At 45.5% G+C, this 21,749-nt stretch carries 23 protein-coding genes; all 23 read left to right on the forward strand.

The window, feature by feature from the left end; translation table 11 throughout:
• Positions 1-3: 3 nt before the first annotated feature.
• The 23 genes from fliI (at position 4) to EDD73_RS06530 (ending at position 21,734) form a co-directional block, all read left to right on the forward strand.
• Positions 4-1,305 carry a flagellar protein export ATPase FliI gene (gene fliI, locus EDD73_RS06420; protein WP_131919041.1) on the forward strand — a complete coding sequence of 434 codons (1,302 nt, stop codon included), beginning with the start codon at positions 4-6 and terminating at the stop codon, positions 1,303-1,305.
• Complete coding sequence (gene fliJ, locus EDD73_RS06425; RefSeq protein ID WP_131918960.1) at positions 1,302-1,751, forward strand: flagellar export protein FliJ; 450 nt, start codon at positions 1,302-1,304, stop codon at positions 1,749-1,751. Before fliI ends, fliJ begins: the two co-directional genes overlap by 4 nt.
• 17 nt (positions 1,752-1,768) lie before the next feature.
• Positions 1,769-2,629, forward strand: a complete 861-nt coding sequence (locus EDD73_RS06430) for a hypothetical protein (RefSeq protein ID WP_131918961.1) — start codon at positions 1,769-1,771, stop codon at positions 2,627-2,629.
• Between the two features lie 91 nt (positions 2,630-2,720).
• A complete protein-coding gene (locus EDD73_RS06435) occupies positions 2,721-4,208 on the forward strand; it encodes a flagellar hook-length control protein FliK (protein ID WP_165876354.1) in 1,488 nt (495 codons plus the stop codon).
• A 25-nt stretch (positions 4,209-4,233) separates the two neighbouring features.
• Positions 4,234-4,764 (forward strand): flagellar hook capping FlgD N-terminal domain-containing protein, encoded by a 531-nt coding sequence (locus EDD73_RS15220; protein ID WP_243116819.1) that lies wholly within the window; start codon positions 4,234-4,236, stop codon positions 4,762-4,764.
• Between the two features lie 53 nt (positions 4,765-4,817).
• Entirely contained in the window at positions 4,818-5,204 is a 387-nt protein-coding gene (locus tag EDD73_RS06445) for a TIGR02530 family flagellar biosynthesis protein (RefSeq protein ID WP_131918963.1), read from the forward strand.
• A gap of 108 nt (positions 5,205-5,312) precedes the next feature.
• Entirely contained in the window at positions 5,313-6,212 is a 900-nt protein-coding gene (locus EDD73_RS06450) for a flagellar hook-basal body complex protein (protein ID WP_131918964.1), read from the forward strand.
• Positions 6,213-6,278: 66 nt separating this feature from the next.
• A complete protein-coding gene (locus EDD73_RS06455) occupies positions 6,279-6,482 on the forward strand; it encodes a flagellar FlbD family protein (RefSeq protein ID WP_131918965.1) in 204 nt (67 codons plus the stop codon).
• Positions 6,483-6,590: 108 nt separating this feature from the next.
• Entirely contained in the window at positions 6,591-7,085 is a 495-nt protein-coding gene (locus EDD73_RS06460; protein ID WP_131918966.1) for a flagellar basal body-associated FliL family protein, read from the forward strand.
• A 39-nt stretch (positions 7,086-7,124) separates the two neighbouring features.
• The gene (gene fliM, locus EDD73_RS06465; protein ID WP_131918967.1) at positions 7,125-8,123 is read left to right on the forward strand and encodes a flagellar motor switch protein FliM; all 999 of its coding nucleotides are present in this window, start codon (positions 7,125-7,127) and stop codon (positions 8,121-8,123) included.
• Positions 8,113-9,642, forward strand: coding sequence for a flagellar motor switch phosphatase FliY (gene fliY / locus EDD73_RS15225; RefSeq protein ID WP_131918968.1), 1,530 nt, complete (start codon positions 8,113-8,115; stop codon positions 9,640-9,642). Before fliM ends, fliY begins: the two co-directional genes overlap by 11 nt.
• A gap of 18 nt (positions 9,643-9,660) precedes the next feature.
• Positions 9,661-10,023, forward strand: a complete 363-nt coding sequence (locus tag EDD73_RS06475; RefSeq protein WP_131918969.1) for a response regulator — start codon at positions 9,661-9,663, stop codon at positions 10,021-10,023.
• A 90-nt stretch (positions 10,024-10,113) separates the two neighbouring features.
• Positions 10,114-10,704, forward strand: a complete 591-nt coding sequence (locus EDD73_RS06480; protein WP_207668825.1) for a FliO/MopB family protein — start codon at positions 10,114-10,116, stop codon at positions 10,702-10,704.
• Positions 10,701-11,465, forward strand: coding sequence for a flagellar type III secretion system pore protein FliP (gene fliP, locus EDD73_RS06485; RefSeq protein WP_131918971.1), 765 nt, complete (start codon positions 10,701-10,703; stop codon positions 11,463-11,465). The genes EDD73_RS06480 and fliP overlap by 4 nt, the downstream gene beginning before the upstream one ends.
• Before the next feature lie 20 nt (positions 11,466-11,485).
• Positions 11,486-11,761 (forward strand): flagellar biosynthesis protein FliQ, encoded by a 276-nt coding sequence (gene fliQ, locus EDD73_RS06490; RefSeq protein WP_131918972.1) that lies wholly within the window; start codon positions 11,486-11,488, stop codon positions 11,759-11,761.
• Between the two features lie 21 nt (positions 11,762-11,782).
• Positions 11,783-12,598: a flagellar biosynthetic protein FliR gene (gene fliR / locus EDD73_RS06495; RefSeq protein ID WP_131918973.1), complete on the forward strand. Its 816-nt coding sequence runs from the start codon at positions 11,783-11,785 to the stop codon at positions 12,596-12,598.
• Entirely contained in the window at positions 12,595-13,692 is a 1,098-nt protein-coding gene (gene flhB, locus EDD73_RS06500; protein ID WP_243116820.1) for a flagellar biosynthesis protein FlhB, read from the forward strand. The genes fliR and flhB overlap by 4 nt, the downstream gene beginning before the upstream one ends.
• 68 nt (positions 13,693-13,760) lie before the next feature.
• Positions 13,761-15,821, forward strand: coding sequence for a flagellar biosynthesis protein FlhA (gene flhA, locus EDD73_RS06505; RefSeq protein WP_131918974.1), 2,061 nt, complete (start codon positions 13,761-13,763; stop codon positions 15,819-15,821).
• A 1-nt stretch (position 15,822) separates the two neighbouring features.
• A complete protein-coding gene (gene flhF / locus EDD73_RS06510; protein WP_264672915.1) occupies positions 15,823-17,037 on the forward strand; it encodes a flagellar biosynthesis GTPase FlhF in 1,215 nt (404 codons plus the stop codon).
• Entirely contained in the window at positions 17,034-17,921 is an 888-nt protein-coding gene (locus EDD73_RS06515) for a MinD/ParA family protein (RefSeq protein WP_131918976.1), read from the forward strand. The genes flhF and EDD73_RS06515 overlap by 4 nt, the downstream gene beginning before the upstream one ends.
• Before the next feature lie 140 nt (positions 17,922-18,061).
• Positions 18,062-19,159: a protein-glutamate methylesterase/protein-glutamine glutaminase gene (locus tag EDD73_RS06520; RefSeq protein ID WP_131918977.1), complete on the forward strand. Its 1,098-nt coding sequence runs from the start codon at positions 18,062-18,064 to the stop codon at positions 19,157-19,159.
• 28 nt (positions 19,160-19,187) lie between these two features.
• Positions 19,188-21,269 (forward strand): chemotaxis protein CheA, encoded by a 2,082-nt coding sequence (locus EDD73_RS06525; protein WP_131918978.1) that lies wholly within the window; start codon positions 19,188-19,190, stop codon positions 21,267-21,269.
• A 12-nt stretch (positions 21,270-21,281) separates the two neighbouring features.
• Positions 21,282-21,734, forward strand: a complete 453-nt coding sequence (locus EDD73_RS06530; protein ID WP_131918979.1) for a chemotaxis protein CheW — start codon at positions 21,282-21,284, stop codon at positions 21,732-21,734.
• Positions 21,735-21,749: the final 15 nt, after the last annotated feature.

A 21,749-nucleotide genomic window follows, 5' to 3' on the forward strand; every position in this document is an offset into this window, starting at 1 on the left:
TTGATAAAAAAATGTCTACAAGCGGTCAAACGGCTTGAACCGGTGCGCATGAACGGTAAGGTTAGCCAGGTCATTGGCCTCGTGGTTCAGGCCGATGGACCCGGTGCTAATCTGGGGGAAATTTGTTTATTGTCCACACGAGATGGCCGTGAACGCGTTCGAGCCGAAGTCGTTGGTTTTCGTGAAAAAAAGACCTTGTTGATGCCCTTTGGTGAAATGACCGGAATCGGACCAGGCTCACAAGTGTTAGCTACGGGCGATGTCTTGCGGATTCACGTGGGCGATGCCATGCTTGGCCGTGTCATTGACGGACTTGGCTATCCCCTTGACGGTAAAAGTTTTTGGGAAGCGCGCCAAGCTTACCCTTTAGTTGCCCAACCGCCCAGCCCTTTGACGCGGGCACGTATTAGCGAAGTATTGCCCTTAGGTGTTAAGGCGATTGACGGGCTTTTGACGTGCGGAAGGGGGCAGCGCCTCGGCATCTTTGCCGGTTCCGGTGTAGGCAAAAGTACGCTATTAGGGATGATTGCTCGAAATACGACGGCCGATGTTAACGTGATCGGTCTAATCGGTGAGCGGGGCCGGGAAGTTCGTGAATTCATTGAAAAAGATCTGGGGCCAGAAGGGTTAGCCCGTTCCGTAGTTGTCGTGGCTACTTCCGATCAACCGGCCTTAGTTCGCTTAAAAGGCGCTTTTGTCGCTACGGCGATCGCGGAATATTTTCGCGATCAAGGGCGTGACGTCTTATTGATGATGGATTCGGTTACTCGTTTTGCCATGGCCCAACGGGAAGTCGGATTGGCTGTTGGCGAGCCACCGGCTACCCGTGGTTATACACCATCAGTCTTTGCGATGTTACCGAAGTTGCTTGAGCGTTCCGGCACAGCTGACAAAGGAACAATTACGGCACTCTATACGGTACTTGTTGATGGCGATGACATGAATGAACCGATCGCTGATGCTGTTCGCGGTATTCTTGATGGACATATTGTCTTATCCCGTAATCTGGCGGCGCAGAACCATTATCCCGCTATTGATGTACTTAGCAGTGTCAGTCGTGTAATGATTCAATTAGTAGACGAAAAACATCGAGCTGCAGCAGCACAATTAAGACAAGTATTGGCCACCTACCGGGAGGCAAAAGATTTGATTGACATCGGGGCGTACCAACGAGGGGCCAATGAACGTATTGATTTTGCCATCGCACGCGTTGATGATTGTCGTCGTTTTTTATGTCAGGGCATTGATGAGCGCAATTCTTTTGCGGATACAGTTGGCCGCATGCAGAATCTGTTCTCATCATGAAGCGCTTTCAATTTCGTTTACAAACAGCGCTGATGGTCAAGACGCATCAAGAAGAAATGGTCAAACGTGAGATGCAAGTTCAACAGCAAGCGCTGGAACAGCAAGAAACATTGCTAGCAGAAATTCGTCAACACATGGATTCAGCCATGCAAAATGTTCGTAACCGGTCGGCCGTGAACATTGATGTGCAAGAGCGTATGATGTTTGTCCGATACTGGCAGCGAATGCAGGCTCAGGAACAAAGACAATTACGTCAGGTTGATCAGGAAAAACAAAAACTGGAGGCTGTCCGGCAGCGCTTAATCGCTGCGATGCAGGAGCGCAAAGTTTTGGAAAAGCTTCGGGAAAAACATCTAACTGAATACAAGAAACAAATGTTAGAAGAAGAACAGATCTACCTTGATGAGTTAGCGACGATGCGACATGGAAGAGCCGAACTTGAGTGATCGATGGAGGGAAGGGTGTGGCAGAATCAGCGAATCGAAAAAAAACCGCAACATCGTCGTTGATGTGGTTGCTTATTCTGGCAATACCCGTTGTCGGGATGGCCGCCGTAGCAGCTGCTCAGGTCGCAGGTATTATCGATGCACGTCCCTGGCTACAACAAATCCCGGTAGTTGGAGCTTGGATTCCCCAAAAAACACCGGACCAGATTGGTTTTCAGCAGACGTTAGAAGAACGCAACATGGCCAAGTTGCAAGCAGAAAATGCAGATCTCGCTTTAAAATTAGCCGAGGCAGAGGCTGCTAAAGCAGCCTCTGCCTCGGCACCGCCGCAGCCATCAGCAGAAGAGGTAGAAAAGAAAAAACAGGTCGAAGCAGAAAAACAAAAGCAAGCCGCCTTGTTGCAAGAACAAATTAAATTGGCAGAAGAAGCAAAAGCTCGTGATCAAAAACTTCTGGAAAAACTGCTGGCGATGAAACCGGCCGCGGCGGCCAAGATCATGCAGGAATTTCCTGATGACGATATCAGTCGCTTGCTGGGCTTAATGGAAGTTGAAGATGCAGCAAAAATGATGGCAGCTTTTGAACCAGCTCGGGCGGCGCGAATCATCTATCCGTCCGGAGGAACAGAGTATGATAACCGGCTGAAGGATCAACTGCAAACCGCACAAATGAAAGAAAAATACCAGCAATTAGGAGCAACCTTAGCGGCAATGAATTCTGCAGATGCCGTATTGATGATGGAACAGATGCAAGATAACATGGCTGCCTCTGTGCTTAGAGCAATGAATCAGGATGCTGCCGGCAAATTGCTTTCCGCGATTGCAGCAGCAAACCCTTCCCGTGCGGCCATGCTGGTTAATCTGATGACTTCGGTGTAGTTCGATTTTTTGAAAGGTGGCGATGCCTTGCCAGCTAAAACAGTATGATACCGTTCGTGAACTAGGAATGACAGAAACAGGAGGTTTTAGAATGGGACAACTTGTTTCCCCACTTTCCGGAATGAATGTACCAGTAGAAAAAACAGCAGTAAAAACCATGAACAGTTCCTCGAAACAAGCGTTGTTTCAAGATTGTTTGCAACAATGGGTCAGTGCATCGGGGCGGAATGTGAGCAATGGCCAAAGCAGTACCATTGCCAATTATTCTTTCCTAACTGCACAAAGTGATATGAATCGTGAACGAATTCAGGCTATGGCCAGTCAAAAACAAGCAGCACAAAGTAAAGCTGCAACCAGTAAGGCCAATCAGAATAAATCATCATCAATAAAAGATGAACCGCAAGAACAAGTGGTGGCTAAAGATAATTCAGCGCAACGAATAAATCGTGGAACTTCAAAGAACAATGAAAATTACGGTAAAGAAAAAGTAAACCGTTCTCCAACGGCCGATCGTGCTGTACAGGATCGACAGGATGTTAAAGATACTGATCAGCTTGATGGAAACGAACAAGCGCTTGAGGTCAACGGCAACGGACTCGTCACGAATCCTTTGATACAAAACCAAGTAATTCAGCAAAATGATGAAGTGGCCACCACCTCAATGGCAGCGCAAACCTCGATCGTTGCAACACCAACGGAACAAAGCGCTAAAGCCAATCAACTGCAGCAAGATGAACAAGTACTAAGTGCTTTGCAAGAAGAAGGTCAACTGGATGCAGAAAAAGCTTTGCAGTCGAAGTTGATACGGCAGGATCTCCGTGAGGACGGGAAAAGACGAGATAGCAAGCAAGATGGAATGTTGACGAATGATATGCAAATGCTAGTAGGTAACAGTGACGGAAAACCTGAGCAAGCGGAAATCATGGGACAACGCCAGATCAACAGCACCGTTCAGGTAATGACAAAGGACAACCTTTTGACACAAGATGGTGGAATCAAAGGAAAAACAGCTGATCTGACCGTGACAAACGATGGTAGCAAGGGAGTGGCATTAACAGACGCTGCTACAAGTACAAAAGATATCGCTGCACAAGGAGCAAAGCAAACTGCCGAAGCTTCAACAGCAACTGAGGACCGCTATGAAATTATTCGACAAATTGTTGATCAAGTCAAAGGTGTCCATAAGCCCGGTTCCCATGAAATGCAAATTCGTCTAAAGCCGGAATTCCTCGGTAATCTTGATGTGCGGGTGCGTATGGAAGGCGCTGTCTTTACCGCACAATTTATTGCCGATAATCCTCAAGTCAAACAGTTGATTGAATCACAACTCGATCAATTACGTCAATCGCTGGAAGATATGGGCCTACGTTTTGACAGTCTTGATGTAGGGCTTAACGATCGCGGTATGGGCCAGCAATACCCAGGAGATCAGCAAGGGCTGTGGACGAATAACTTTTCTAAACAAAGCATGAATGGTCTCGAGCGTGACTTTTATATTAGCAACGAAGAGACGGAAACGACTACGACACCGTCGGTAGAGCGCTTGGGTAGCACCGCTTCTATTGAATATTTAGCATGATAAGTTAGCGAAAGGAAGTGATACCATGAGTGTTGTTGCCAATGTAGGACCTGTAGTTACCAACCCTGCACCAGCCAACAGTCGGTCAGTGGACAATAACCTAGGTAAGGATGATTTTTTAAATCTGCTAGTCACTCAATTACGTTATCAAGATCCGATGAACCCCATGGACAATACTCAGTTTATTGCGCAGATGGCGCAATTCAGTTCCTTGGAACAGATGAAAAATATGACCGAAGGGTTAGCAGAATTACAAAAGACGCAAGAAGAGCAACTAAGCACTATGAATAATGTGTTGACGCAACTGATGGGCTCGCAAAGCCAATTTTATTCGGTCACGATGATCGGTAAGAACGTAGAAGCGACAGTTCCCAAGTTGGATGAACAAGGTAATGCCTTGACCGACGGCAGTACGGAGATCTTATCGGGACAAGTCACGGGTGTACGCAACAAAAATGGAGTTTCATTGTTGGTCGTTAACGGCAAAATTGGCGAAACAACGGTTACCCGTGAAGTAAAGATGACTGATCTCCAATCGATTACCAATGCCCAGTAACTCGACAAACAAGTCGATGAAAAGCAGGTGCAAAAGGGGTGAGAAGCAACTTTATGGATCAGCGCCTTTGGATACAGCCAGCACCGATGACTACCAAACTACCCGGAATCAATAAAGCAGAACATCGAGCCCATCCTTCATCTTCGCGTAGCTTTCAGCAGGTGCTCCATCAAGAAGTTGATCAGATTACTTTTTCTTCACATGCTGCCCAACGAATGTCAACACGGGGCATTCCCTGGGGTGAGAAAGAAATGAGACAATTAACAGCTGCTGTTGATAAGGCTGAGCAAAAAGGCTCTCGCTCTTCGCTGATCGTCATGCCCAATTTGGCCTTGGTTGTTTCTATTAGTAATCGAAAAGTGATCACAGCTATTGATAAAGCAGGAATGCAAGATAATATTTTCACTAATATTGACAGTACCGTTATTGTCACAGAATGAACATTTGATTGATCGCGATAAGGCCGGACCTCAAGAGAGGATGCCTTTAACCGCTGAATGACAGAAGCGGTTACGATCGAACACAACGTTGGGAGGTCAGATAACGCTATGATGCGATCGCTTTATTCTGCTGTAACTGCGTTACGTAACCACCAGACCAAGATGGATGTTATTGGTAATAACATTGCTAACGTCAATACAACCGGGTTCAAAAAAAGCCGGGTGGTTTTTCAAGATATTCTTAATCAAACCATTCGCGGTTCTGCTGCACCGGCGGGAGTGCGTGGCGGCGTCAACGCGATGCAAGTTGGTTTAGGCATGCAAACGGGAGCTATCGAAACGGTTCAGACGAGCGGTAGTCCGTCCTCAACTGGCAAAAACTCCGATTTAGCTATAGCCGGTGATGGCTATTTTATGTTGGATAGTGGTGGCCCTGAGCCTTACTATACAAGGGCAGGCAACTTTGATTTCGATAAAGATTATAATCTAGTTCGCACTGATAACGGTGGTAAGGTTATGGGATGGGTCGTCCAAACCGGTGGGGAATTTCCAGAAATACCGGCGCCACCAACACCGCTTCCTGATGCCAGCTTGCCGAAGGCGATCAATATTAAAGAATCGATCGCTAATTTGGGCAATGAAGATGCAACCATTGAAACGTTACAATCCTACTCCATTGATGCAACCGGTATGATCACCGGGATTTTTCAAGGTGTGAGCATCCCTATCGCTAAAATTGCTACAGCAACTTTTCCCAATCCCAGCGGCTTGGTCAAGACCGGTGAAAATATGTATATAATTTCAATGAACTCTGGTACCCGAGATATCGGTATGCCGGGCACCGGTCAGCGTGGAGCACTTATGCCTGGCAACTTAGAGATGTCGAACGTAGAGCTGGCACAAGAGTTTACCGACATGATCACAACCCAGCGGGGCTTCCAAGCAAATAACCGGATTATCACCGTTTCGGACACGATGCTTGAGGAGTTAGTCAACTTAAAACGCTAGATAAGCTAAGGTCAGCAAGCCTGCCGAAGCGGCAGGCTTGCTGACCCTCGTCGGAGGAATGCGAATTTGATCAAGGTACACTTGCTAAATGGTGAAGAATTTGTGATCAATGCGGAAATGATTGAAACAATGGAAGCAAGACCAGATTCAACGATTACCTTAATCGGTGGCAAAAGGCTTATTGTTAGCGAAAGCATTGATTGCTTGATTGAACGTATCGTTGCTTATCGACATGCTTGTTTGCAAGGGCCAAAATTCTTGCAATTATAAAAAAGCAGGAGCTGATACACTGATAACGAATATAAAGAGGGAACAGGATAGTCAGTGGTATGAGCAGATTAGGAATCGATTAACCGGACGGAAGGAGCGCATTTGGTCATGGAAGATAAAGAAGAAAAGGAAAAAGAACCAAATGCCAAGGGCGGCGGAATGTCAAAGCTGCTAATCATTGGGGCTGTTGTTGTCCTTGTTGCAGCGATTGCAGCCGGTGCAGTTTGGTATTTTTTCTTTTCTGCGACGGATCATGCAGGTGAGGAAGCGGCAAAAACACCGAAAACACCTGGTGTTGTCTTCGATGTCGGTGAGTTCAAAACGAACTTGGCTGATCCGGGCGGTAAACGCTACCTGGTGACGAAAGTAGCCATCGAGCTTAACGAAGAGAAAAAAGACGAAAAGAAGATGGCTGCACTAAAAGAGCAAACACCGTTGATCCGTGACCGGATTCTGATGATTCTTTCGGCAAAGACGGTTGAAGATCTGCAAACACCGGAAGCACGTGAAAAGGTAAAAAAGGAAATACTTGTGTCATTGAATAAATATTTTGGTCCTGATAAATTCCGTGGAGTTTATTTTTCCGATTTTATTTATCAATAGTATGATTTTAAAGATAGTACAGGGAGGTGGGGGGCGGAAGTGGCTGAGGTACTTTCCCAAGCAGAAATTGATGCATTACTAGCCGCCCTCGCCAGTGGTGATGTTACGGCCGATGAGGCTAAGCAGGAAGAGCTGGCTTCCAAGATCCGCATGTATGACTTCAAACGGCCGAATAAGTTTTCTAAGGATCAGATTCACACACTGCAAGTTATTTATGAGAACTATTGCCGTAGCTTAACTACTTATTTTTCGGCCAATCTGCGTACGCTTGTGCAAATTTCCGTGATGTCCGTTGATCAGTTGACTTATGAAGAGTTTATTCGATCAATACCTAACCCAACGATCATCAACATTTTCACCATGGCCCCTTTAGATGGCAATGGTATCATGGAGATTAACCCGAATATCGCCTTTTCCATTATTGAGCGTCTTTTTGGCGGGTTGGGTCAAGCCCCTGAGAAGATCCGTGCTTTGACGGAGATTGAACAGTCTGTATTTCAACGTACAACGCGACGTATGCTCGACAATTTTACCGAAGCATGGGAGAACATTGCCCGTGTAAAAGCCCGTTTGGAATTGATTGAGACCAACCCGCAATTCATTCAGATTGTCGCGCCCACTGAAATGGTTGTGCTAATCACCATCTCATGTAAAATCGGTGGCGTTGAAGGTTTGATGAATATATGTCTACCTTATATTTTGTTAGAGCCGATTATTAACAAGTTAAGCGCTCATTTCTGGTTTTCCAATACAGGAAAAGAGCGAACACCGGAACAACTGGAAGTTCTGCGTAATCGCCTTGAAAGAGCTGCCATTCCCTTATCTGTGTTGCTAGGTCGAACAACGTTGACCATTGGTGAACTTCTGGATTTGCAAAAAGGGGATGTGATCCAACTCGATAATCGTGCTGATCAAGAATTAGAGATTTTGATTGGTCAACGTCCCAAATATCGGGGGCGTCCAGGCACATTTGGTGCCAAGATGGGCATCCAGATTGTTTCAACCTTAAGTGAAGGAGTTGAGCTCGATGATGAATAGCGGCGTCTTGTCACAAGAAGAGATTGATGCCTTGTTACGAGGCGCAGAGATTCCGGAAGGTGATACGGAAAATGAATTAGACTATAGTCATCTCGATTTCACTGATATGGAAAAAGACGTTATCGGTGAGATCTCGAACATTTCTATGGGTACGGCAGCCACGACGTTGTCTACGCTGTTAGGGCGCAAAGTTGATATTACAACGCCACAAGTTTCTGTAACATCTAGGTCAGATATTGAAAAAGATCATCCTGCTTACTTTGTTGTCGTTGATGTAAAATACACTGCCGGTCTGGAAGGTAACAATGTCCTAATCATTCATCAAAAAGATGTAGCCGTCATCGTTGATTTAATGATGGGTGGTGATGGAACGGCGCCACCGGTTGATCTGACAGAATTACATTTTAGTGCGATTTCGGAAGCGATGAACCAGATGATGGGTTCAGCTTCCACCTCTATGGCGACGATGCTCAATAAAAAAATTGATATCTCGCCGCCTGATCTTAACTATATAAACTTAGCTACCGAGAAATTAGAATATCCCATTGGCGATCCGATCGTGAAAGTTTCTTTTCGCATGGTTATCGAAGGGTTAGTTGACAGTGAATTAATGCAGATCTATCCCATTCCCTTTGCGAAGATGTTGGTACGTGGTTTAATTGGTGACCCCTCTGAACCTGGTATGGGGGCAGAAGAAATACCTGTGTCAACTGCGATGCCGGAAGTACCGGGGATGATGCCGGAAGCACCAGGAATGATGCCGGGAGCCCCGGGGATGATGCCGGGAGCACCGGGGATGATGCCAGGGGCACCAGGGATGATGCCGGGAGCCCCGGGGATGATGCCGGGAGCACCAGGGATGATGCCAGGAGCACCGGGGATGATGCCAGGAGCACCGGGGATGATGCCAGGAGCACCGGGGATGATGCCGGGAGCACCAGGGATGATGCCGGGAGCACCAGGGATGATGCCAGGAGCACCAGGGATGATGCCAGGAGCACCGGGGATGATGCCGGGAGCACCGGGGATGATGCCGGGAGCACCAGGGATGATGCCAGGAGCACCAGGGATGATGCCAGGAGCACCAGGGATGATGCCGGGGGCACCGTCTGGTATGGGTAGTTATCCCGGTTGGGGATATCCACCACCGGCTTATGGGAACTATCCACCATCACCCAGTCCGATGCCAGTTCCGCCTCCAGTGCCAGTACAACCTGTGCAATTTACACCACTTCAAGAACAAGCTACGGGTAAGGATCTCACCAATCTTGGATTGATCATGGATGTGCCCTTACAAGTCACCGTGGAATTAGGGAAAGCCAAAAAGACGATTCGAGATATTCTGGAACTTGGACCTGGTTCCGTCATCGAACTTGATAAACTGGCCGGTGAACCCGTTGACATCTTGGTCAATGGGAAACTGGTAGCTAAAGGGGAAGTGGTGGTTATTGACGAAAACTTTGGCGTCCGAATCACCGATATTGTTCAACCGATGGAGCGTATCTTAAATTTGCAATAAAAAATGGAGGTTTTGAAAGTGTCAAATCGGATTTTAATTGTGGATGATGCAGCTTTTATGCGCATGATGGTGAAAGATATCCTGACAAAAAACGGGTATCAAGTTGTTGCGGAAGCTGAAAATGGTGCAATTGCCGTAGAACGCTGGAAAGAACATAAACCGGATTTGACGACGATGGACATTACGATGCCAGAAATGGATGGAATTAATGCAGTGCGGGCAATCCGGGCGATTGATCCGAATGCACGTATTGTCATGTGCAGCGCTATGGGGCAACAAGCGATGGTTATCGATGCTATTCAAGCGGGTGCCAAGGACTTTATCGTTAAACCTTTTCAGCCGGCCCGGGTACTTGAAGCAGTTCGTAAAGCCTTAAGTTAAACCAGAAAATTCAGGGGGGAGGTTAAACATGTGAGTTTTTTCTGGCGAACCCGCACATATCAAAGCATGCGCATTGGGGTTGCGACACTTTTGCTAGCGGTATTCGCCTGTGCTCATCCGGTGTTGGCTGCCCCTGAAAAAGAAACGGCGAATTTTCAAGATCAAGCGTACCTTGCGGTAGATACAGCTGTAAGTCCACCGGCAGCAACGAGCACAGTTGAATTGCTTTTTCGTATGATCATTGTCATTGGTGTGCTTGGGGCTGTTGGTTGGGGAGCAGCGCGATTTTTGCGCCGTAGTATGGCCTCGACAGCCATAGGTGATTGGGTAGCCGTCATCGATCAAGCGAGTTTAGGCCCAAATCGTAGCCTTTATGTAACGGAACTTGCCGGACGTTTTTTTGTTCTTGCTATTACAGAGCATGCGGTGCAGCCGATTATGGAAATTACCGATCCGGCGATCATCGAAGCAATGCGTCAATCACGAGATAATCAGAAAAATGCCCTATTATCGACAGAGGGGACGCTACCTTGGCAAAAATGGTTAACTCATTTGCAGCGATTGACAAAGCCGGCTACCGATGATTCTTTTCAAGAAAAAATTAATCATCAGCTTGCCCTTTTGCAACAAACCAAGATGAGCAATGAAGATAAGTCTCCCCAAAAGGGGGAGCAACCATGAAGAAGTGGAACCGCTGGCTCATCTTGTTTTGCCTATTCATAGCGATAGGCTTTATGGATGCTACGGTTGCTTCGGCTGCACCGATTCAGTTTCCGACGGTAAGTATTGGTGTCGAGTCATCGACGGAACCGGCTGACGTGTCGAAAAATTTACAAATCCTTTTTTTGCTGACGGTGTTGTCGCTTGCTCCGTCCATCTTGATCATGATGACGAGTTTTACCCGTATCTTGATCGTGATGCATTTTACTCGTACCGCTTTAGCCTTGCAAACGATGCCGCCGAACCAAATCTTGATTGGATTGTCACTTTTTCTTACGTTTTTTATCATGCAGCCTACATGGACTCAGATTAATGATCAGGCGCTGCAACCGTATCTTGCCGGAACAATTCAGCAGGATGAGGCATTGGAAAAAGCACTTGATCCGCTCCGTACCTTTATGTTTAAGCAAACACGGGAAAAAGATCTGGCTTTGTTCGTTAATTTAGCAGATATCGAGCAACCCCAAACCTATCGAGATATACCTACACGTGTGGTTATTCCGGCCTATATTCTCAGCGAATTAAAGACCGCCTTCCAAATTGGTGCAGTTATCTATTTGCCTTTTATTGTGATCGATATGATTGTCGCTTCGGTCCTGATGTCCATGGGGATGATGATGCTGCCACCGATGATGATTTCGCTTCCGTTTAAGGTGATTGTATTTGTTTTAGCTGATGGCTGGTACTTAATCATCCGGTCACTCATCATCAGCTATCAATAAGTCTGGAGTTGGTTAGTTCTATGACAGCAGATCTTGTCAATCAATTAGCCAGGGAAGCCTTATGGGCCGTGCTTTGGATTTCGGCACCGTTGCTGATCGGTAGTTTGGCTAGCGGTCTGTTGGTCAGTATTTTTCAAGCGACAACGCAAATCCAAGAAGCGACCTTGGCTTTTATTCCGAAGATCGTTGTTGTGTTGGTGATTATGATTTTTTTTGGCCCTTGGATGCTGCAGTCCATGTTGGAATATGCCATCGGCATTTTGGGGGAACTTCAACGCTTTGCAGTGATCCGATGAGCCAAAGGAAGGTCGCATAAAGTGGATAATATTCTCACGGTACTGCAAATGCGCTTGGATACGTTGTTATTAATTATTGTCCGTGTATCCGGTATTATGCTTCTGGCACCGATTTTTAACCAGCGCGGCTTTTCAACATTGGGAAAAGCCGGTACATCTTTTTTCTTGGCGTTGATCGTATTTTTTTCATTACCGGCGGAAAAGTTGCCACCCGTACCGAGTGAGCTTTTTCCCTATGCTTTAACCGTTGTCCAAGAAGCTTTACTGGGTGTAGCGATCGGCTTTATTCTTCAATTTGTTTTTTCAGCGATCATGATCGCCGGACAAATGATCGATGTACAACTCGGTTTAGGGATCGTCAGTGTAATTGATCCCTTATGGGGTGGACAGGCGCCGATCTCCGGCAACTTTCTACAGTTACTGGCCTTACTGATCTTTGTTATCTTTGACGGACATCTATTGATAGTTAAAGCGTTGATTGAAAGCTTCCATACGATTCCGATTACGCAAGCGCTTTGGGGGCAAGTTGATGCCGGGGCCATGGCCGATTATATGGCACGTGTATTTTCGGGCGTCTTCTTAACCGGTATTCAACTGGCCATGCCGATCTTGGCAGTTACGTTGATTACTGATTTTGCTCTGGCCATCGTGGCAAGAACGGTACCGCAGTTAAATATTTTTGTCGTCGGTGTACCGCTGAAATTACTGGTTGGGTTAGCTGCCATGTGGGTGCTTATTCCTTTTTATCTTGATGCTCTAGACAAGCTTTTTTCCATTGACTTTGATCAACTAAGTGGCTTTTTGCGGTTTTTTTATCCATCGACACCGCAGCAATGATGAAGGTGAATAGTATGATTGACTGGCATCTGCAGTGGTTTGCCGGAGAAAAAACTGAAAAACCAACCGAAAAAAAGCGTCAAGATGCTCGTAAAAAAGGCCAAATTGCGCGAAGTATTGAAGTTAATTCCGCACTGATTATGTTGTGTTGTTTTGTTGCCTTAAACAGTTTTGCACCGTCGATTTTTCACGGGACGAAATTGATTATGGTGCGCATTTTTACTGAAACGATTTTGCAGCCAGTTACTCCGACATTAGTGTTTACCGTTGCCTTAGATTTATTTAGCCAAGTACTTTTATTAATTGCACCGATTCTACTTGTTGCTTTACTGGCGGGATTGGTGGCCAACTATCTGCAAGTGGGTTTTTATTTTTCCGTAGAAGGCCTGAAAGTGGACTTTGCTCGTCTTAATCCCTTGAACGGATTTAAACGGATCTTCTCCATTCAGTCAGTTGCGGAATTAGTTAAATCGATGTTAAAAATCTTCATTGTTGGCTACGTAGCAATCTCCACTGTAATGGACTATATCGGCCTTTTTCCCAAAATGCTTGGCTTGGATGTACAACTGGCGATCACCTTGATCTGTCAAATCGCTTATGATGTTGCTTATCGTGTTGCTTGGTTGTTAATTCTTGTGGCAGCGCTGGATTATTTCTTCCAACGTTATCGCACCGAAGACTCGCTCAAAATGAGTAAGCAAGAAGTAAAAGATGAAAATAAGCAATCGGAAGGCGATCCGCAAATCAAAGGACGTATTCGACAAAAAATGCGACAAATGGCAATGCAACGAATGATGCAGGAATTACCGAAAGCTGATGTTGTCATTACCAACCCGACGCATTTTGCTGTGGCTTTGCGTTACGATGGTGCCAGTATGACAGCGCCGGTTGTACTGGCGAAAGGTCAAGACTTGATTGCTTTTCGTATACGTGAAGTGGCGAAACAGCATGAGATCCCCCTGGTTGAGGACAAACCGTTAGCTCGTGCCCTTTATCAAGTTGTAGAGATTGGCCAGGAAATTCCAGCGGAATTTTTTCAAGCGGTTGCAGAGGTGCTGGCCTTTGTCTATCGCTTGAAGCGTAAACGGGCGTAATCGAGAAATGATGAATGCGGTGGATGGAACCATCTGACTGATCAGCATCGAGGAGAGGAGGCGCATTCATGTCCGTACCCCAAGTATCGACACCATCGATTCGATATACAGATTTAGCCGTAGCGGTAGCGATTTTGGGTACCGTTGTCATGATGATCATTCCTTTGCCTTCGTTTCTGCTGGACATGATGCTGATCATCAATATTACCATCGCCATGATTTTGTTGCTGGTGACGATCTTTATTCAAGGGGCATTGGAAATCTCAGTATTTCCCTCGCTTCTGTTAATTACGACCTTGTTTCGCTTATCACTGAACGTATCATCGACGCGGTTGGTCTTATTGAACGGGTATGCCGGAGAAGTGATCGAAAAGTTCGGCACTTTTGTGCTCGCTGGAAATCCTGTTGTCGGCTTTGTCGTGTTTTTGATTCTGGTGATCATTCAGTTTATCGTGATCACCAAGGGCGCCGAGCGGGTAGCGGAAGTTGCAGCTCGATTTACCCTTGATGCGATGCCCGGTAAGCAAATGGCGATCGATGCCGACTTAAACGCAGGTATGATTAACGAAGCTGAAGCCAAACGACGCCGTAAAGATATTCAACGAGAAGCTGATTTTTTTGGCGCCATGGACGGTGCTACCAAGTTTGTCAAAGGTGACGCGATAGCCGGGATCATTATCGTGGCCATCAACGTTATCGGCGGTTTTATTATTGGCGTATTACAAAAAGGGTTATCGATTTCTCAGGCAGCCCTGAAATATACCATATTAACTGTCGGTGACGGTCTGGTGACGCAAATACCGGCACTGCTGATCTCCACCGCAACCGGTATTATTGTTACACGGGCAGCCTCGGAATCGAATCTCGCTGAAGATTTACGGAACCAGCTCTTCAATTACCCTCGTGTTCTACAGATCGCCGCAGGTATGCTCGCGTTACTTGGGTTAATTGGGTTGCCGCCGCTACCGTTATTATCGATGAGTGGCGTACTGTTTTTTCTCGGTTATCGACTCAGTAAAGAACAAAAAGAATCGGTTGTTGCTGAGATGGAAAAGGCGCAGGAAAAAGAAATCGAAGAGATCAAGAAACCCGAAAATGTTATCTCTCTCTTGGATGTGGATCCTTTGGAATTAGAGATGGGCTATGCCTTAATCCCCCTTGTCGATACGCAACAAGGTGGCGATTTACTTGATCGTGTGATCATGATCCGGCGTCAATGTGCCTTGGAACTAGGCTTGATTGTGCCACCCATTCGTCTACGCGATAATATGCAACTCAAGCCAAGTGCCTATTCGATTAAAATTAAGGGCGTTGAAGTGGCCGGAGGAGAATTGTTAATTGATCACTACCTGGCCATGTCTCCGGGATATGATGATGGCAGTATTGGGGGCATCGATACAAAAGAGCCGGCCTTTGGTTTACCGGCCAAATGGATTCCTTCCCAGATGCGCGATCAAGCAGAATTGGCCGGATATACCGTCGTCGATCCACCCAGCGTAGTAGCGACTCATTTGACCGAAGTGATTAAATCCCATGCGGCAGAGGTTCTTGGACGTCAAGATGTGCAGACCTTGCTCGATCATGTCAAGCAATCGAACCCGACGGTAGTATCTGAGTTGATTCCCGACTTGATGACCGTGGGTGATTTGCAAAAAGTTTTGGCAGGACTGCTTAATGAACGGGTACCGATCCGGGATCTGGTGACGATCATGGAATCACTGGCTGATCATGCGCGGATGACGAAAGATCCTGATATTTGGATTGAGTATGCACGCCAAGCACTGGCTCGCCAGATTGTAAAACCTTATCTGATGCCAGGGACTAATCAATTGAATGTGATTACCTTAAATCCCATGCTTGAGAATAAAATTCGCGAAGCGATTCAACAAACGGAACAAGGAAGTTATTTAGCTCTTGATCCGATGGAGGTCCAGATTATCGCCAATAAGCTTGTAAGTGAAGTAGAACGGGTCACACAAATGGGTTATCAACCGGTTGTGCTTTGTGCGCCAATTGTTCGACTTTATTTCAAGCGCATGACAGAACGTGTGATACCTCAGTTGGTTGTTCTATCCTACAACGAGGTTGGTATGCAAATTGAAGTTCAATCGATTGGAATGGTGAGCTAACGTGCGAGTCAAACGATTTGTCGGGGCCACGATGCAAGAAGCTATGGCGCGATTGAAAAGCGAAATGGGAGCGGATGCCGTGATTTTGCATACACGCAAAGTCCAAAACCGTCGTTTTTTTGGTTTGATCTCGCGAGAAATGATTGAGATCACCGGAGCGGTAGAAGAACCGACGTTCGCAGCGAAAGAAACGACGCTTTCAAAGCTCAATCCTTCAACGTTACAACTAAAACCAACGCAAACCCGATTAAGCGCTTCAACCATAGCACCGCCGTCACAACCGGCCGTGGGAAGTAGCTTTACCTTAATTCCGAGTTCGCCTGCGCCCAATCCAATGAAAGAAAGTGATCCACTAAAAGAAACCATGGCAGCAGAAATGGTTGAAATCAAAGGAATGGTTGGAGAGATCTTAGAGCGTTTGAATCAACCAGCCGAAGATCTGCCTTCCGACATTCACCGAATTCATCAGCTACTGATTAAAAATGATGTTGAACTCCGGTTAGCTGATCAAATCTGTTCTAAAATCATGCCACTTGATACGCGACAAAATAACCAGCAAGCAATCGCGTTAATTCAAGCGATACTTGGTCAGCCGAAACCGATTGTTTTACCTCCACCAGGTAATGGTTCTCACGTGGTGATGATGATTGGACCGACAGGTGTAGGCAAAACAACGACCATTGCCAAATTAGCAGCAACCTTCTCCATTGTACAAAAACGTAAAGTCGGCTTGATTACGGCCGATACCTATCGTATCGCAGCGGTAGAACAATTACGAACGTTTGGGGAAATCATTGGTGTACCTGTAGAAGTCGTGTTCTCACCACCGACGCTGCGTACAGCCATTGAGCGTAACTGGGATAAAGACTTGATCTTGATCGATACGGCCGGGCGCAGCCATAAGCATGAACGACAAATGGAAGAATTACGCGCCTTTGTGGAGGCAGCGCAACCATCAAGCCTCTGTTTAGTATTATCGATGACCACCAAAGGCAAGGATTTAGACCAAATTCTCAATTCCTATAATCACTTAAATTTTGAACGGATTATCTTTACGAAAATGGATGAAACAACACAATACGGCACAATGTTGCAAGTAATTCAGCAAACTGGAAACCCGCTTTCTTACGTTACTACGGGGCAAAATGTACCTGATGATATTGAAATCGCCGATCCGGCTAAACTGGCACGCTTGATTTTTGGAGAAATGCAATGAACGATCAAGCAGAAAAGTTACGCACAATGATGCGCAATGTTAAACGACAAGTTGAAGAAGAAATTACCGGCAAGCGACCGACAACAAGAATTATTTGTATATCAAGTGGCAAAGGAGGAGTCGGTAAAACCAATGTCACGCTAAATCTTGGATTGGCCCTTACGGAATATGGTCAACGAGTGATGATCATCGATGCCGATATGGGTATGGCTAATATTGATGTAATTTTGGGTAAGGTACATCCCTTCAATCTTTATCATGTATTCCGAGGTGAAAAACAACTCCGGGACATTATCTTTGATGGTCCCAATGGAATACGACTTATTTCCGGAGGATCGGGAATCGCCGAACTGGCCAATCTAAGTGAACAAGAATTAGACTTGCTTATCGCGGGACTTGCTGACATTGAAAATGCTACCGATATTCTGCTTATTGATACTGGGGCGGGGATATCACGGAATGTCTTATCTTATATATACGCTGCTGATGAATTGATTGTTGTAACCACTCCGGAGCCAACATCAATCACCGATGCCTATGGACTGATTAAATCGGTTGTTGTGAAGCAAAAAAACAAACCAATCAGCTTGATTGTTAATCGAGTAGAAAATAACCTTGAAGGCGAAATGGTAACTAAAAAACTTTCAACAGCAGTAGAACGATTTCTCAATCGAGAAATTAAATTATTAGGTTTTATTCCTGAAGATGTGAACATATCCAAGGCGGTAAAACAGCAGACCCCTTTTTACTTGCAAAATGAACAAACTCCGGCAGCCCAAGCAATCTCGATACTTGCAGCAGGGATTTGTCGGGTATCACCTAAAAATATACAAACTGGTGGAATGACTCGTTTATTTATGAGAGTAAAGCAATTTTTCGCCTAGTTCCCATTTATAGGAATCCGTTGATAAATTATAGAATTATAAGATTAGATAAGCAGGAGATTATAGCGTTATTGTGGAATTTAAAATTTTATTTTTCATGATACGTTTTTTCTTGATACAGGTAGCCAGGAGTGATAGGTTTGCAAAATATAAAAGTTCTTGTTGTTGATGATTCTGCATTCATGCGTAAAGTTATATCCGATATGCTTAGCTCGGAATCAGATATTGTTGTTGTTGGTACAGCACGTAATGGTCAGGAAGCGTTAGAAAAGGTTAAACAACTATCTCCCCATGTAATTACGCTTGATGTAGAGATGCCGGTCATGGATGGCTTAACAACGCTTGAGCGTCTCATGCGTGAAAGCCCAGTGCCGGTTGTGATGCTATCAAGCTTAACGAAAGCCGGAGAAGTAGCCACGTTGCAAGCATTGCAGTTGGGTGCAGTTGATTTTGTTGCAAAGCCATCTGGAACAATATCACTTGACATTCATAAGGTGCGTGATGAATTGATCACGAAATTACGTGTGGCGGCGTCAGTCAAAATACGCACGAAGTCCACGCTACATGTTACCGCGCCCGTGGCACCGACCATCGCTAAGACTTCTCAGCGTCCTTCTGTACTACCTACCGCTAAAATGGGTGAACGGCTCGAGAAACTGGTCTTATTGGGTACTTCAACAGGAGGTCCGAAAGCGCTTTACGAAGTGATCCCACGATTACCGGCCAATTTAGGTGCTGCCGTGCTTGTAGTTCAACATATGCCTCCCGGTTTTACCCGATCTTTAGCGGAACGACTAAATCTATCGTCGGCATTAAAAGTTAAGGAAGCACAGCATGATGAGCCGATTCTACCGGGTGTTGTTTACATTGCCCCCGGTGACTACCATTTGACAGTACGAGTAACAGGGACTTCCGGTGGCAGTTCACAGATGTGGATAAATCTTAATCAAGAGCCTGCTGTGGGGGGGCATCGACCTGCTGTTGATGTCATGATGAAATCGGCAGCTTCACAATTTTGGTCACATATGGTTGGCGTCATTCTAACTGGTATGGGTAGTGATGGAACGGAGGGGATGAAGTTGATCAAGCAACGGTCAGGTCGTACAATCGCTGAAGATGCTTCGACTTGCGTTGTCTTTGGGATGCCAAAAGTAGCGATAGAATCTGGTTGTGTTGACCGTGTTGTTCCTTTAACGGATGTGGCTGATGAAATTGTTAAACAGTTGTATTACAAGTAGTTTGGCAAAGATGGAGGTGTGCTCCCCGATGGATATGAATCAATATATGGACATGTTTATGGAAGAATCACGGGAACACTTACAATCGTTAAATCAGAAAATTTTAGAGCTGGAAGCTAATCCCGATAATCATGCGATTCTTGATGAGATCTTTCGATCGGCCCATACGCTCAAAGGAATGTCAGCCACCATGGGGTATGAACGGATCGCGGAATTAACCCATGAAATGGAGAATGTTCTCTCCGAGTTGCGTAATGCAAAAATGGCCGTAAACACAAACATTATCGACTTACTTTTCCGTTGTCTTGATGCATTAGAAAATATGGTCGAGTCCATTGTCGGTGGCGATAACGGTGATATGAATGTAACGGATTTAGTTAATCGCTTACGTAGTGCCAGTCAAGGTGGATTTGTTGCTGCACCACCACCGAAAATGGTAAAACAGCAAGATGTGCCTACCGCCATTAAGCCGCTCATTAATGGGCCCGTTTCTTTCGAATTCAATTCCTATGAACTTTCCCTTTTGCATGAGGCGCAGCGTAAAAACCTTAACGCTTTTCTGCTTAATGTCGAGATTGAGCAAAGTTGTGTAATGCGGGCAGCTCGGGTTTATATGGTATTTCGCAATATTGAAGAGATCGGTGAAGTCATCAAGTCGGTACCGTCTGTACAAGAGCTTGAGGATGAAAAATTCGACTATACGTTTGAAGTCGTTGTGGTTACTCAGGAAGATCAGCAGCGATTAGTCGAGGCGTTAGAGACGATTTCTGAGATTAAAATTGCCTCGATCAGAAGCATTGATTTTGAAACGAGGCCCAATGATGAAATCATGCCAAAAGAAACAGAAGAAACCCATAAAACCCATGAAACTCATGAAACTGAGCAATCGCCGAAACATGCTGATGTGATCGATACAACGGTTGTAAAAGCTCAACCGACTACGGAGCAAGTGCGTAAGAGCAAGGGAAGCCAAACGGTTCGTGTAGATATTGAACGCCTGGACAGCCTCATGAATCTGGTTGGAGAATTAGTCATTAACAAAACAAGGTTGGAACAAATATCAACGACCAGCAACATTTCTGAACTAAATGAAACCATTGAACATATCGATCGCATCACAACGGATTTACAAAATGTTGTGATGAAAGTGCGGATGGTACCGGTTGAGCAAGTATTTAATCGTTTCCCCCGGATGGTTCGCGATCTGGCGAAGGAATTAGGGAAAGAAATCAATTTGATCATTGAGGGCAGCGAAACAGAGTTGGATCGTACCGTCATTGATGAAATCGGTGATCCCTTAGTTCATTTAATTCGTAACGCTATCGATCATGGGGTAGAAGTTCCTTCGGTACGTCTTAATGCCGGCAAGCCGGTAGAAGCGGTTGTTCGTTTGATCGCCAAACACGAAGGTAACCACGTAGTGATTGAAGTTAATGATGATGGTAAAGGCATTGATGGTGCTAAGATTCGAGAAAAAGCACTGAAGAAAGGAATAATTACGGCCCAAGAAGCAGAGCAGATGGATGATGCTGCTTCCGTTCAGTTGATCTGGCTGCCAGGATTCTCAATGGCTGAAAAAGTGTCCGATATCTCCGGTCGGGGCGTTGGATTGGACGTTGTGCGCAGCAAGATTGAGGCATTGAGCGGTTTTGTAGAGATTGAAAGCAAACCTGGGATCGGAACGAAGTTTAAAATTCGCTTGCCTTTGACATTGGCGATTATCCAAGCACTGCTGGTTCATGTTGGTTCGGAAATCTATGCGATTCCATTAGGTACGATTGATGAAACCACCAGTATTCAACCAGAACAAATTCGCAACGTACAAAATCAAGAAGTTATCTTGTTGCGTAGCAACGTGTTACCGTTAGTGCGGTTACGTAACTTGTTAGAAGTGCATGAAGAGGCGATTGAGGAAGAAGAACTTTATGTGGTTGTTGTTCGTAAAGGTGACAAAAAAGCAGGATTAATTGTCGATTCGTTAATTGGGCAACAAGAAATTGTTATCAAATCTCCCGGGAAATTATTGCAAGGGGTCCGAGGAATTGCCGGAGCAGCGATCCTTGGCAATGGTCATGTTTCTTTAATTCTCGATGTAGGAACGCTATATTAGGAGTTGATAACAATGGACGAAACGCAATCTTTACAGGAGATTCAATTGGTCGCCTTTTCTCTGGCTGATGAAGAGTACGGTGTCGATATTCATTATGTACAAGAAATAGTTCGATTGTTGACCATCACACGTGTTCCTAAAGCACCAGGTTATGTGGAGGGTGTAGTCAATCTTCGTGGTAATGTAGTACCTGTTATTGATTTACGTAAACTTTTTTCCCTACCCATGCGTGATGTAACGGATCGAACGCGCATTATCATTGTTAAGATAAAAGATATCACCGTAGGGATTATTGTTGATGGTGTATCGGAAGTGTTGACCGTTCCTGTCAATGACATTGAGCCACCACCGATGGCCAATAACAACATTGATCAAGAATTTATCTCTGGTGTAGGTAAATTAGGGCAACGCTTACTGATGTTGATTAACTTGGATAAAGTGATTCTTAATTTAACGCAACAATAATCAGTTTTCGTTTGA

This window comes from Heliophilum fasciatum (genome assembly GCF_004341395.1).
In the GTDB taxonomy this organism is placed as follows: domain Bacteria; phylum Bacillota; class Desulfitobacteriia; order Heliobacteriales; family Heliobacteriaceae; genus Heliophilum; species Heliophilum fasciatum.

Excerpts from the sequence above, each read along its gene's own strand:
- EDD73_RS06450 (WP_131918964.1), top strand. The coding sequence starts at position 5,313 with ATGATGCGATCGCTTTATTCTGCTGTAACTGCGTTACGTAACCACCAG.
- EDD73_RS06460 (WP_131918966.1), top strand. The coding sequence starts at position 6,591 with ATGGAAGATAAAGAAGAAAAGGAAAAAGAACCAAATGCCAAGGGCGGC.
- flhB (WP_243116820.1), top strand. The coding sequence starts at position 12,595 with ATGATGAAGGTGAATAGTATGATTGACTGGCATCTGCAGTGGTTTGCC.
- fliQ (WP_131918972.1), top strand. The coding sequence starts at position 11,486 with ATGACAGCAGATCTTGTCAATCAATTAGCCAGGGAAGCCTTATGGGCC.
- fliY (WP_131918968.1), top strand. The coding sequence starts at position 8,113 with ATGATGAATAGCGGCGTCTTGTCACAAGAAGAGATTGATGCCTTGTTA.
- flhA (WP_131918974.1), top strand. The coding sequence starts at position 13,761 with ATGTCCGTACCCCAAGTATCGACACCATCGATTCGATATACAGATTTA.
- EDD73_RS06515 (WP_131918976.1), top strand. The coding sequence starts at position 17,034 with ATGAACGATCAAGCAGAAAAGTTACGCACAATGATGCGCAATGTTAAA.
- EDD73_RS06435 (WP_165876354.1), top strand. The coding sequence starts at position 2,721 with ATGGGACAACTTGTTTCCCCACTTTCCGGAATGAATGTACCAGTAGAA.
- fliJ (WP_131918960.1), top strand. The coding sequence starts at position 1,302 with ATGAAGCGCTTTCAATTTCGTTTACAAACAGCGCTGATGGTCAAGACG.
- EDD73_RS06445 (WP_131918963.1), top strand. The coding sequence starts at position 4,818 with ATGGATCAGCGCCTTTGGATACAGCCAGCACCGATGACTACCAAACTA.
- fliP (WP_131918971.1), top strand. The coding sequence starts at position 10,701 with ATGAAGAAGTGGAACCGCTGGCTCATCTTGTTTTGCCTATTCATAGCG.
- EDD73_RS06525 (WP_131918978.1), top strand. The coding sequence starts at position 19,188 with ATGGATATGAATCAATATATGGACATGTTTATGGAAGAATCACGGGAA.
- EDD73_RS15220 (WP_243116819.1), top strand. The coding sequence starts at position 4,234 with ATGAGTGTTGTTGCCAATGTAGGACCTGTAGTTACCAACCCTGCACCA.
- EDD73_RS06530 (WP_131918979.1), top strand. The coding sequence starts at position 21,282 with ATGGACGAAACGCAATCTTTACAGGAGATTCAATTGGTCGCCTTTTCT.